Source organism: Pseudomonas sp. PGPPP1 (genome assembly GCF_002255865.1).
Classification (GTDB): domain Bacteria; phylum Pseudomonadota; class Gammaproteobacteria; order Pseudomonadales; family Pseudomonadaceae; genus Aquipseudomonas; species Aquipseudomonas cremoris.
In genome coordinates this window covers 134,291-147,075 of sequence record NZ_NKIG01000017.1, presented here as the reverse complement: position 1 = coordinate 147,075, position 12,785 = coordinate 134,291, and the positions used below count along the sequence as shown (strand labels likewise).

At 54.7% G+C, this 12,785-nt stretch carries 13 protein-coding genes; 11 read left to right on the top strand and 2 right to left on the bottom strand.

The genetic code is table 11. The features are described 5' to 3' along the window. The 5 genes from CFE47_RS19395 to CFE47_RS19375 all read left to right on the top strand — a co-directional run. Window positions 1–338 (top strand): ribonucleotide-diphosphate reductase subunit beta (locus tag CFE47_RS19395; protein WP_258247061.1); only part of this gene is annotated, 338 nt, incomplete at its 5' end. A gap of 102 nt (window positions 339–440) precedes the next feature. Continuing rightward, the gene (locus CFE47_RS19390) at window positions 441–1,502 is read left to right on the top strand and encodes a hypothetical protein (RefSeq protein ID WP_286839512.1); all 1,062 of its coding nucleotides are present in this window, start codon (window positions 441–443) and stop codon (window positions 1,500–1,502) included. Window positions 1,503–2,422: 920 nt separating this feature from the next. After that, complete coding sequence (locus CFE47_RS19385; RefSeq protein ID WP_286839510.1) at window positions 2,423–2,953, top strand: BRO-N domain-containing protein; 531 nt, start codon at window positions 2,423–2,425, stop codon at window positions 2,951–2,953. A 99-nt stretch (window positions 2,954–3,052) separates the two neighbouring features. After that, window positions 3,053–3,766, top strand: a complete 714-nt coding sequence (locus tag CFE47_RS19380; RefSeq protein ID WP_286839507.1) for an HNH endonuclease — start codon at window positions 3,053–3,055, stop codon at window positions 3,764–3,766. A gap of 72 nt (window positions 3,767–3,838) precedes the next feature. Beyond that, window positions 3,839–4,483, top strand: a complete 645-nt coding sequence (locus tag CFE47_RS19375) for an HAD-IB family hydrolase (protein WP_185708202.1) — start codon at window positions 3,839–3,841, stop codon at window positions 4,481–4,483. Window positions 4,484–4,598: 115 nt separating this feature from the next. Here CFE47_RS19375 and CFE47_RS19370 read toward each other — a convergent pair whose 3' ends face one another. Then, entirely contained in the window at window positions 4,599–5,558 is a 960-nt protein-coding gene (locus CFE47_RS19370) for a LysR family transcriptional regulator (protein WP_286839504.1), read from the bottom strand. A 193-nt stretch (window positions 5,559–5,751) separates the two neighbouring features. Here CFE47_RS19370 and argH point away from each other — a divergent pair, with 193 nt between their 5' ends. The 6 genes from argH (at window position 5,752) to CFE47_RS19340 (ending at window position 12,122) form a co-directional block, all read left to right on the top strand. Continuing rightward, entirely contained in the window at window positions 5,752–7,179 is a 1,428-nt protein-coding gene (gene argH / locus CFE47_RS19365; RefSeq protein ID WP_286839503.1) for an argininosuccinate lyase, read from the top strand. 98 nt (window positions 7,180–7,277) lie between these two features. Beyond that, complete coding sequence (locus CFE47_RS19360; protein ID WP_105695533.1) at window positions 7,278–8,156, top strand: amino acid ABC transporter permease; 879 nt, start codon at window positions 7,278–7,280, stop codon at window positions 8,154–8,156. A 24-nt stretch (window positions 8,157–8,180) separates the two neighbouring features. Then, on the top strand, window positions 8,181–8,945 hold the full coding sequence (locus CFE47_RS19355) for an amino acid ABC transporter ATP-binding protein (protein ID WP_016974699.1): 765 nt from the start codon (window positions 8,181–8,183) through the stop codon (window positions 8,943–8,945). A gap of 25 nt (window positions 8,946–8,970) precedes the next feature. Then, on the top strand, window positions 8,971–9,792 hold the full coding sequence (locus tag CFE47_RS19350) for an ABC transporter substrate-binding protein (RefSeq protein WP_286839497.1): 822 nt from the start codon (window positions 8,971–8,973) through the stop codon (window positions 9,790–9,792). Window positions 9,793–9,944: 152 nt separating this feature from the next. After that, entirely contained in the window at window positions 9,945–11,114 is a 1,170-nt protein-coding gene (locus tag CFE47_RS19345; RefSeq protein ID WP_286839496.1) for an MFS transporter, read from the top strand. A gap of 54 nt (window positions 11,115–11,168) precedes the next feature. Then, complete coding sequence (locus CFE47_RS19340; protein ID WP_286839493.1) at window positions 11,169–12,122, top strand: hypothetical protein; 954 nt, start codon at window positions 11,169–11,171, stop codon at window positions 12,120–12,122. On the opposite strand, the gene CFE47_RS19335 is transcribed toward CFE47_RS19340, so the two are convergent. Next, on the bottom strand, window positions 12,119–12,784 hold the full coding sequence (locus CFE47_RS19335; RefSeq protein ID WP_286839490.1) for a DUF6933 domain-containing protein: 666 nt from the start codon (window positions 12,782–12,784) through the stop codon (window positions 12,119–12,121). The two genes, CFE47_RS19340 and CFE47_RS19335, sit on opposite strands and share 4 nt — an antisense overlap. Between the last annotated feature and the right edge of the window lies 1 nt (window position 12,785).

Genomic DNA, 12,785 nt, shown 5'->3' with positions numbered 1-12,785 from the left:
TGATCAACCAGATCAAAATCGAAAACCCACATTTGTGGGATGCCGAGATGAAAGAAGAAGCGACCCAGATGATCCTGCAAGGGACTCAACTGGAGATCGAATACGCCCGCGATACCATGCCGCGCGGCGTGTTGGGCATGAACGCGGCGATGATGGAGGATTACCTCAAGTTCATCGCCAACCGTCGCCTGTCGCAGATCGGGTTGAAGGAAGAGTATCCGGGGACGACGAATCCGTTCCCTTGGATGAGCGAGATCATGGACTTGAAGAAAGAGAAGAACTTCTTTGAGACGCGTGTGATCGAGTATCAGACGGGTGGCGCGCTGAGCTGGGATTGATGATGGCGTAGAGCCATGATACAAAGGCCAACCTAACATGGACGTCGGGAAGCCTAAAAAGCCCTGCCATGCAGGGCTTTTTATTTAATAGGATATGAAAAAATGAACTCCGGACACATGAACTTCTTTAAGATCAATGAATGTGGTCTTTATAAAGTAGGGAAGCCAAAAGCACATGGATGTGAAATAACTGAATCCCTTGACCTAATTACCAAGTGGCTGGAAGAGACTCCTTTTCCGGAAACAATCCCTTGGGATAGCGCAAAAAAGAACACAAGCCGGACCAAGTGTTATTGCCAGGACATTTACAAAGATGATGCTACTGGTGATTTCGTCCTCGTACTATGGAAGTCAGACACTGACAGTGCCGGCACATTGTGGGGAGCTCGATCAGCAGAAAAAGGTAAAGTAGTAAAGTACACAAGCACCTACAAAGGTGACGATGTAATATGGGGACGCCCTTGTTATTACTGGATCATTCCAAGCCTCAACACTGTCATCTCGATAAAATTTGATACCTCCGTATGCGACTCCGCAATGCTACAAGATTGGATAACTAGCGCCATCACAAATAAAGTCAAACACACGAATCGCGTCAAACATACGACCGACACTGGCTTTGTGCGCTTATCTTTGACAGACTCTCCCGACGATCAACCCTACAAATTCTCCTATCGCTTCGACATCTCTCTACGCAGCTTAAACACTGCCAGCGTTGAACTAGCAGAACTTCAGCAAAAAATCACGCACATTATAAAAAGAGAGACCGTGACGGTCTCTACCAAAGACGAACGTGATGGCTGGGTTAAAATGTTTGATGCCCTTCCATATCTTGGTACAAAACCAGAAGCAAAAAAGAGAAGAATCGAGATCAAAGCGGAAGCAAAGCCAACTAAAAATGAATTAGAAAAAATTATTGAAACTTATGCATCTGAAAGAACTCAAGGCGAATGGGACCGTGTGGGATTCGAACTGCAAGACAAATCGATTACATGGGTAGATAAATACCGATTAAAAGAATATATCACTTTACCATCTGACAGCCCGGACATCTTGCCGGCCTCCTATCTTTATGATGTACTCAGCAAAAGTCGCGAAAGGTACATGCTACCAATCCAGCGCTCTGATGGCGCCGACCTAGTAGAGGCTGGTACAGGGACATGAAATTAAAAATAACTTTTTATGTTTTGATAAGCTTGCTAGTTTTTCTAGTTTGTTACAATCTTTCATTAAAAGTAAATATAGGTTATTTGAAAGACTACCTAGATACGCTGCTGAACGTTTCCGGGATGGTCTTCACCATTATGGGCATATGGATAGCCTTTTTATACCCTAACGCCCTAATGAAGTTAGTCAACCCCACAAAAATCGAACATGTCGACTTCAAAGACACATTAAAAGACACCCGACGACTTGAAGCAATTGTCGCAAGCGTTCTTAAGTCCGCACTAGTGGTCTCCATTATAATGTTGCTAAACCTATGCAAACTTGTATTATCTGAAACAGATTTTTACCACACCAACTCGGCCATCATTAACATAAGCGCTTTCACTTGCGTACTAACATTGACACTATTACAGATTGAAGCAATAGCAAACGTCATTTACTCCAACATTGCTTTTATCAACGAACTACATTCCCGTCGCCAAGATAGAGAGGCGGACAGAGACTTGTAGTATCAACCAACCAAAGAGAAGCTTCTTAAATAGAAGCTTCTACATAATTAATTTTTTACCGCCAAAAAAATCCACAATCAAAATATTCACCTCAATGCTTGACCATCCTCACCTAAACTCATAACCCCCAAATCCCGGCGCCTAAGAAACGCCTCAAGTAGCGGCCTGACCGCTCCCGAAAGATGTGGTTTTTTTGCGCCTACGGTTTTTTCGTGGGTGTAGGAAAAGACTCTGCTATGTCGGGAGTGGGCTAATACAAGACCCGAAAGGGGAATATGTCCGGCCTTCTACTTGGGGTTTCTTAACTCCCGGCACCTTAGCCCTAAGAAAGCTATCAAGTAGAGGTAAGGGAAATTCCCGAATTTACCTGCGCCACTTCACCTGCCCTCCTCATCCCGGAGGTGCATCATGCATGAACCCTTCGTCCCCACTGCTTTCACGCGCCACAACCTTCCTCTGCACGCCCTCCTCTTAGAAAACCAACCTTGGTTCTGCGCACGCGACCTCGGCCGTTTAATGGGTTGGCACCTAGACGAGCGGACAACCCGCAAACTCGACGATGATCAACGCAAAACGCTAACGCTGCTGTTCCACGGCCTGCCATCAGAGATGCTGATGATCAGCGAATCCGGCGCTTACGCACTGTTGATCTATCACTACACGCCCTCAAATCGCCTGCTACGCAGTTGGCTCACCCACGAAGTCGTACCGACCCTCTGGGACGAGCGCCAACCGCGAACCGTGGAGCGTCCCTTGCTCAGCATGCTGGACTGGCCCGAGATGTCACTGAACCTGCTGCACTGGCAAGACGAAGGCTGGATACGACTGCGAGACATGCCATATCTGCTGGTGAATCGAACCTACCGGAGCGGGTCAGCCAAAACGCCGTGGTGGCGTCGGCTCATTCAACCCTTCCGAATAAATCAACGAACCTTCTAACTTATACGGTCGCGAAGTCCTATCGACTCGTAGGAAATTTCGTAGACGTAATAATGGCCACTCAGTATCGTCCGAGGGTTTTCTACCCTCGGCGGCTGTATGGATATTACGAAAGACAAATCGGATTGGAGCGACGCCGAGCTAGCGGCGGCGGTAGCGGCCTACTTGAAGATGCTGGTGTGGGAGCAGAACGACCAGCCCTTCAATAAAGCCCATGAGAACCGCCTGTTACGCGAGGGCCTCGTGGCTGGCCGGGCGAAAGGTTCTATCGAATTTCGTATGCAAAATATCTCTACCGTTCTTGTTCGTATGGGCCGGGATCGCATTGAGGGCTACAAACCGGCGAAGAATGTAGGCACAGGCGTAGAGCTGCGCATCCGACAGGCGCTCAATGCCCAGGGCTTTTTTGAATCGGATGACACCGCCCAAACCGCCGATGAGCCAACGCTTATCCGCCGCGCCTCCAAACTACAGAAGCAACCCTTTCATACAGTGCCTGATGGCATTGTGCAGCCGCAAAAGGTCGCCACCGTGAGCACTTCCTTCGTTCGCGACCCGAGGGTCCGCGCCTGGGTGCTTAAAGAGGCCAAGGGCATTTGCGAAGGCTGCGACGTCAACGCGCCATTTGAAGTCAATGGCCAGCCATTTCTTGAAGTACATCACGTCAAGCACCTCGCCCAGAAGGGTTCGGATCGCACCAGCAATGCTGTAGCCTTGTGCCCCAATTGCCATCAGCGTTGTCACCGGTCCAGTGATCGGGAGGCTTTCACCGCCGGGCTTTACTCTAAAATCGAAAGATTGATACGCGAGTAAACGCCTGCTGTCACACCTGATGCACGCTCATAAAATAGTAGATAGGACCGAGGCCTCCCCGTGAACCCAGACATGCTCGAAGCCGGCCCCGCTGACGCCAAAGTACTCTCCGTCTTTGACTTCGACGGCACCCTGACCCACCACGACAGTTTCGTGCCGTTCCTCAAGTTTGCCTTTGGCCCCGGCGAGTTCTATGGCCGGATGGTGAAACTGGCGGTACCTGGACTGCGGTTTTTGTTGCGGCAGATCAGCCGGGATGAGTTGAAGGCGCAGTTGATCCGCACCTTTATGACCGGGGTGGAGAAAGCTTGGGTTCAGCAAAAGGCGCAGGAGTATTGCCAGCGGTACTGGACCAAGTTGATGCGCCCCAGCGGTTTGCAGTCGGTGGCCGATGAAGTGAAGTCCGGGGCGGTGGTGACGCTGTGTTCGGCGTCGCCGGCGTTGGTGTTGCAGCCGTTTGCGGATCGGCTGGGGATCAAGTTGATCGGCACTGAGCTTGAGGTGGTCGATGGGGTGTTGACCGGTAAGCTCACCGGGAATAATTGCCGTTGCGAGAACAAGGTGCTCAGGCTTGAGGCGGTGTACGGGGACTTGGGGGAGTATCGGCTGCGGGCCTGGGGTGATACGCGTGGAGACCGGGAGTTGTTGGCGGCGGCGCAGGATGCGCATTTTCGGCATTTTCATGCGAAGAAGAAGCGGGCTCGGTTGCAGCGGTGATTTGAGTGGGTGGGATCGTCAAGGACACCGAGGCGATCCCTTCGCAGCCTCGCTAAAGCTCGACAGCTCCCACATTTGATCTTTATCAGCCCGTTGATCTGTGTTCGGGGGTGGCTTATATCGCGGCTTTGAGGTCTACGCCCAGCGCAGCGGCGAAGGCTTTTACCATCGGGCTTCTGGGGGCGTTGTGACGCAGGATGAGGTTGAACGCGGTGCTCAAGTGGACGTGCTCCGGGCACAGTGCGCGCAGGCGCCCTTCCCTTACCAACGGCGCGGCGTAGTGTTCCGGTAGAAATCCGAGGAACCGACCGGTGAGGATCAGGATGGCGACCGCTTCCACTTGTGAGGCCGAGGCGGACTGGCTGTCGTAGGTGACGAAGTTGGTCTTGTCGCGGTGGATTGCGTAACGATGGTTCACCACTTCGTATTGGCGCAAGGCATCGGGGGTGATGTCATTGGCATTGAACAGTGGATGTCCTACAGCGCAGTAGGCGTGGGCCTTTTCTTCGTACAGCGGGAAGTAGTCGAACTCTTCACGACGCTGGTACACCGGCACAATGCCGACAATCAGACGGCCTTCCACGACGCCGCGCTCAACTTCGTCGAGTTGCGAGGCATGTAGGCGCAATCTTATTTTTGGCGAGTCGCTGTGTAATTTCCCCAGCGCGGTAATGAGCGGTGAATTAACGTCGGACACGGTGTTATCTATTACGCCCACACTAAGGTCGCCGATCAATTCGTTTTGCGCCGAACTAAGCTTGTCGCGAAAACTGTCGACCGAGGTAAATAACTCGATGGACGCTTGATACACCAGCTTGCCTTCTTCGGTCAGCCCAAAGCCTTCCCTTCCCCGCGTGCACAAGCGCATGCCGATACGGATTTCCAGGTCGGAAATCTGTTTGCTGATGGCTGCCAGGCCCACGTTCAGCTCGTTTTGCGCAGCGCTGAAACCGCCAGCTTCGACCACGGCCATAAACACGCGCAGCAATTTGAAGTCCAGCCCACTCAGTTGCAGGGGCGGTCGTGTGCCGGGTTTTGGCGGTATGTTTCCAGAAGTGGAAAGTGTGGTTTCCATAATACGCGTTGACCTCTAGTGCCATATTCAACAGGCTTCAACCCAGTCCTTGAACATAGCCAGGCGGCGATAATGAACATAAACATCCGCCCTTGGCAACCTTGAATACGGCGCGTCAGACGCTGGTTCAGTCTAGTTGAAAACTTATTTTTACTGCCTCCGACTCTTCTAAAAACAAGCGTGAGGAATACCCATGTCTCAACCCACCGACCGCCTTTGGGGCGCTCGTTTCAAGACCGGTCCGTCTGCTGCATTGGCCGCGTTGTCCCGTTGCCCCGAGCGCTACTTTCGCCTGACGCCTTACGACCTGGCAGGCTCCCGTGCCCATGCCCGTGAGTTGCAGCGCGCAGGCCTCTTGGATGAGTCGGAGACCTTGCGCACCCTCGCTGCCCTGGACGAGATCGGTACGGATTTCGCCGCCGGTAACCTGCATCCGACCCTGGATGACGAGGACGTGCACACCTTCATCGAACGCGTACTCACCGAGCGCCTGGGCGCCCTGGGCGGCAAGCTGCGGGCCGGGCGTTCGCGTAACGACCAGACCGCCAATGACTTGCGCCTTTTCCTACGTGACCATGCGCGCACCATCACCACCGAGGTGCTGGGTTTGCAGCAAGCGTTGGTGGAGCAGGCTGAGCGGCACGTCGAAAGCATCTGCCCTGGCTTCACCCACTTGCAGCAGGCGCAACCGATTGTGTTCGCCCATCACTTGCTGGCTCACTCGCAGTCGATGCTGCGCGATGTGCAGCGCCTGGTGGATTGGGATGCGCGCACAGCCCTGTCGCCGCTAGGTGCGGCAGCGATGGCGGGTTCTGCGATTGCCCGTCAGCCGGAACACTCGGCCAAGGAAATGGGCTACACCGGGCCATGCGAAAACTCCATCGATGCAGTCGCCAGCCGCGACCATGTGGCGGAGTTCCTCTTTGTGGCGGGCATGCTCGGGGTGAATATTTCGCGCCTGTCGGAAGAGTTTTGCCTATGGTCTTCACGCCAGTTTCGCTGGGTGGTGCTGGACGATGCCTACGCCACCGGCAGCTCGATCATGCCGCAGAAAAAGAACCCGGACATCGCCGAATTGGCGCGAGGCAAGGCTGGGCGCTTGATTGGCAACCTGACCGGGTTGATGTCCACGCTCAAGTCGTTGCCACTCTCCTACAACCGCGACTTAAGCGAAGACAAGCACAGCGTATTGGACAGCGTGGATACCTTGTTGCTGGTGCTGCCGGCGATGGCCGGAATGGTCGCGACCATGAAGGTGCAAGTGGAAGAACTACGGCGTCAGGCGCCGATGGGTTTTACCTTGGCGACTGAGGTTGCGGATTGGTTGGCGACCCGTGGTGTGCCGTTCAAGGAAGCCCACGAGATTACCGGCGCGCTGGTACAGGCCTGCGAGAAACATGAGATTGAGTTGTGGGAAGCCTCGCCGGCGATGTTGGCAGAGGTGGATGCGCGGTTAACACCTGAGGTGCGCGACTGCCTGACCCTGGAAGCGGCGATTGCGGCGCGCAGTGGTTGGGGTGGGACGGCGCCGGAGCGGGTTCGGGAGCAGATTGGGCGGTTGAAGGTGGCGTTGGCTGGGCAGCAAAAGTGGGCCGAGAGTTACCAGGGTTTCAGGATTTAAATCTGCGGTGTGTGGGCTGGCGCCTTCGCAGGTAAGCCAGCTCCCACATTTGGACCGCGTACAGCAGTTAGAGCGTTGTTAGTTTTTGGAGTAGCACCATGAACCAAACCCCGGCAGAGCGCTTGGAAGCCGAGCGCAAGTTGTCCGAGAACCAGTTCGATATCACGCAGTACGAGCACGTGCCACGTCGTTATTACGGACGGATGTTTTTTGCCACGTTGATCGTGATTGCGCTGGCGGCGTTGTTGCGAGCATTCGCCAATGGCCAGATCGAATGGTCCTACATCGGTCAGTTCCTCACGTCTGAGGCCATTCTGTGGGGCCTGGTGAATACCATCGTCATGTCGATCCTGGCGATGGCGCTGGGCGTGGTGATCGGGGTGATCACGGCGATCATGCGCATGTCGGCCAACCCGATCCTGCGTTATGTGGCCATCACCTACACATGGCTGTTTCGCGGTACACCGCTGATTCTGCAACTGCTGCTGTGGTTCAACCTGGCGCTGATTTTCCCGGTGATCGCGATTCCTGGCGTGTTCAGCATCGACACCGTCGACCTGATGACGCCATTCGTGGCCGCCCTGCTCGGCCTGAGTATCAACCAGGGCGCATACACCGCCGAAGTGGTACGTGCCGGTTTGCTTTCCGTAGACACTGGCCAGTACGAAGCCGCCAAGTCCATCGGCATGCCGAGCCTGCAAGCGCTGCGTAGGGTAATTCTGCCGCAGGCGATGCGGGTGATCATTCCGCCTGTAGGCAACGAGTTCATCAGCATGGTGAAAATGACCAGCCTGGCCAGCGTGATCCAATACTCGGAGCTGCTGCACAACGCGCAAAACATCTACTACGCCAACGCACGGGTCATGGAGCTGCTGATTGTGGCCGGCATCTGGTACCTGGCGGTGGTGACTGTTCTTTCATTTGGTCAAAGCCGCCTTGAGCGTCGTTTTGCCCGCGGCGCCGGCAAGCGTTCGTAAGTTTGGGTTGAGGAGATTTGCCCCATGAGAAGCATCGTCAAGGCCGTCAACCTGAACAAGTATTACGACCAGTATCACGCCCTGCGGGACATCAATATCGAGGTCGAGCAAGGCGAGGTGATGTGCATCATCGGCCCGTCGGGTTCCGGTAAAAGCACCCTGCTGCGCTGCGTCAATCAGCTGGAAAAAATCGACAAGGGCGGCCTGTGGGTCGACGGCGAGTTGGTGGGTTACCGGGTGGTCGGCAACAAGTTGCATGAAATGAACGAATCGCAGATCGCCCGCCAGCGCCTGGCCACCGGCATGGTGTTCCAACGTTTCAATTTGTTCCCGCACATGACCGTGCTGCAGAACATCATCGAAGGCCCGTGCCAGGTGCTCAAGCGCTCGCCCAAGGAAGCCACCGAAGACGCGCTGGAGCTACTCGCCCGTGTCGGCCTGGCGGACAAGCGCAATGCCTACCCGGTGGAATTGTCCGGTGGGCAACAGCAGCGTGTAGCGATTGCCCGTGCCTTGGCGATGCGCCCCAAGTTGATGCTGTTTGACGAACCCACGTCAGCCCTCGACCCGGAGTTGGTAGGCGAAGTGCTGTCGGTAATGCGTGATTTGGCCACCACCGGCATGACCATGATCGTGGTCACCCATGAATTGGGGTTTGCCCGTGAAGTGTCCAACCGCATGGTGTTTATGGATGCCGGCCAGATTGTGGAAGCTGGCAGCCCCGAAGAAATTCTAATAAGCCCACAAAACCCGCGTACCCAAAGCTTTATTTCTGCCGTTCGCACTTAACTAAAAAACAAACGAGAACGCCCCCATGAAAAAACTGTTTATCCCAACGTTGCTCGCAGGCCTGATGGCCTCCACTGCAGTTTTCGCGGCATTGCCGGCGGCAATCAAGGACAAGGGTGAGATCAGCGCGGCCATCGTGCCGAACTACCCACCGATGGATTTCAAGGACCCCGCCACCAACAAAATCACCGGCCTGGACTTCGACCTGGGCAACGCTCTGGCCGAGCGCCTGGGCGTGAAGATCAAGTGGCAGGAAACCGGCTTCGAACAGATGCTCAGCGGGCTGACCACCAAGCGTGTGGACATCGTGCTGTCGGGCATGAGCGACACCGCCGAGCGCCAAAAAGCAGTGACCTTTATCGACTACTTCACCAGCGGCCCGCAGCTGTACACCCTGGCCAAGCGTGAAGACCTCAAGGAATTGACCGATCTGTGCGGTAAAAAAGTCGGCACAAGCCGTCGTACTACCTGGCCGTCGGAAATTGCCGCGTGGAGCAAGGAAAACTGCGAAGCCGCTGGTAAGCCAGCCATCGTGGTGATCGGCACCGAAGGCTCGGCGGATGCGCGGGCGCAGTTGCAGCAGAACCGTCTGGATGCGGCGATGCAGGGTAGCGAAACCATTCCTTACCTGATGTCGCTGGATAAAGGTAAGTACAAGCCAGTGGGCCTGGCGCTTTCCAAGCAGTTCACCGGGCTTGGGATTGAGAAGAGCAACACGGAGCTGGTTACTGCGATCAGTGAGGCCATGCAGGCGATGATTGACGATGGCACCTACGGAAAGATCCTCAAGAAGTGGGATCTGGAGCAAGGTGCGGTCGAAAAAATCACCATCAATTCCGGCCAGTAAAACCATGCTCTGAAAATGTGGGAGCTGGCTGGCCTGCGATAGCGGTGTATCAGCCAAGCATCAGGCGCCTTACATACCGCTATCGCAGGCAAGCCAGCTCCCACATTGGATCTCCATCGTTTTCAAGAAATAACAAGGACGCTCGCCCCACCGTGGCCACCTACTCCCTGGTAATCCGCCGCCTGATGATCTGCTCGGTGACCATCGTGGTCAGCCGCGCCATGACCAGCCCGTTGCTGGCCTTGCTGTTGAGCACCCGCCTAGGCCTCAACCAACAGGACATCGGCCTGCTGATGGGCATCGCCGTGTTCATCGCCACACTGCTTGGCCTGTACGGCGGCTACATCATCGACCGCCTGGAAAAGCGCAAGCTGCTGATCCTGGCCATGCTGTCCAGCTCCATAGGCTTTCTATTGCTGACTTTTGCCAGCAACCTCTACCTCACCACGTTGACCCTGGTGATCACCGAAGCGGCGTCGGCCCTGTTCCTGATCGGCTCCAAAGCCATCATCAGTGAGAACCTGCCGGTGGGCGACCGGGCCAAGGTGTTTTCGTTGCGCTATACGCTGACCAACGTTGGCTACGCGACCGGCCCAATGATCGGCGTGGTGATCGCCGGCCACATGCAACTGGCGCCATTCCTGATCGCCAGCGCCATCGCGTTTGGCAGCCTGTTCCTGATGATCGGCATCCCGCCCACCCAACGGGATGACAGCAACAAACCCTTGAGCTTCCTGACTACCCTGCGCACCTTGCGCAGTGATCGCACGTTGATCCTGTTCACCAGCGGCAGCCTGTTGAGCACCATAGTCCACGGGCGCTATACGCTTTATCTGTCACAGTTTTTGCTGGTGGCCTACAAGCCCGCCGAAGCGCTGAAAATTCTGTCTGCGGTGCTGGCGTGCAATGCCATCACCGTGATTTTGATGCAGTACCAGATCGGCCGTTTTCTCAAACGCGAGCAACTGCGTTATTGGATCGTGTTGGGTACCCTGCTGTTCATCTGCGGGTTGATCGGGTTCAGCCTGGCGGACAGCCTGGTTACCTGGTGCGTGGCAATGTTCGTGTTCACCCTGGGCGAGATGATCATCTACCCGTCGGAATTTCTATTTATCGACACCATCGCCCCGGATGCGCTGCGCGGCAGTTACTACGGCGCGCAAAACCTGGCGGCGTTTGGCGGGGCGATGAGCCCGGTGATTTGTGGGTATTTGCTGATCAATGCGGCGCCGACCAGTATGTTTTATGCGCTGGGGGCACTGACTGCGGTGGGCGGCTCTCTGTGTTTCTTGAGTGGGCGGCGCGTAGCAGGTTCTTGCTGATATTTGCGCTGGATCCCGCTATTAATAGCGAAACTACTCACGGACCCGAGCCCCATGAAATTCGACACGGCCTATAGCCTGAGTCTCGATGAAAAACTGTCGATCTACGACGTAAGAGACCTGAATTTCGACGAAACCGCTGCCTTCGATTCCGACAAGGACAGCTTCCAGTGCCCCAACGATGAATGCCGTGTGGCGTTCGATACAGGCAATACGCTGAGCACCTTCAACGCCAAGAACGTCAACTACCTGCGCACGCCCCACTTCAAGAACAAGATCAGTACCCGGCATATCGAAGGTTGCCGCTACGCCAGCACGCACAAGGCTGCAACCCGTGAAAACGACGACGAACGGGAGGAAAATTTCCCATCGGAATTTGTACTGACGCGACGTCAATACGAGCGAAGGACACTCGTTGCAGGTTCAGAAGGAAACGTCCCACTAGATTCAACGAAAGCACCTTCAAGCCGAGCGTCCACTCCCCTGCTCGTCAGCGACACAACCCCAGATAAAACCAGCGTATTCGCCCACCCGGTGGAGTGCTACGTGTCCAACGTCGACGACAAGGACAAGCTCAAGTCCATGCCGTTGAAAATCGGCGACCACACCGCCACCTACTGGACGTTTTTCAAGAAGATCGAATACCTGCAAGACAATCAGGGCCTTATCTATTGGGGCAAGATCAAGGCGATCAAGGACTACACCAGCAGCTTTCGCATCGACTTCGAAAAGAAGGTGTGGCTCGACAAAAAGCCCTATTCGGTCAATGTCTACCTGAGCAAAAAACTCATCGAGAACTATCGCAAGCGCAAGGCGTTCCTGGAGCAGATGAAGGCAGCGGCAGAGAGCGAGCGGCCGTTGTATTGCTTTTTCTATGGAGTAACGCCGGAGCTGCGACAGGTACCGAGCAAGAAACACCCCGAACAGACATTCGGGGTGTTCAGCGCAAATATCGAAAACCTGGACCACTTGATTATTCGAGAGGCGCCAGGGGTGGAAGACCTTTAATCAACTTGAGCACGTAACGATCGCCGATAGATCTCACGTATCTGTTCAGCCTTCAGCACAGGCACGCTACCTACCGTTATCAACCAGTGAATCAACATTTCCTCATCGGGAAAGATGTAGTCCTTCTGCCCCTTGATGGTTCTTGGCGTGTGGTTAGTACGAGCGTCGTAGTAAAGAGCGCTCCAGGGTTGGTTTACAAAATCAAAATCTTCAGCATCCCATTTGAAAAAACGAAGCACTTCATTGATGTGTGTTTGAGCACTGCGATCGCCGCGCGGGAACATAACAAAGGATTGGCAGTGTTCCTTCAACAATTGCTGCGGGATCTGCGGGTCAACGAAGTCGAGCGCCCCGCACTTCATGAGTAGATCCATAACGCCGATTGTCCAGCGATTGATAAACGCCTGCACAAAGCCTTCGGCATCGGCTTTTTTCATGTCAAAAAACAACATGCAGTAGCGGGTTTTCAAATGGATCGCTAGCAATACATGCTTACGCTGAACGGTCGCTGCGTGTACCAGCCACTGATCGAAATCCGTATGCAGCACCTCTCCTGACGCTTGCATTGGCGGCGCTTGCTGGACCGCTGTGATTTTCTTGCCCTTGTGAATACGGCTGAAGAAATCACAGGCGGCGTGTGAACAATTGAAAGTCAGTGCCACT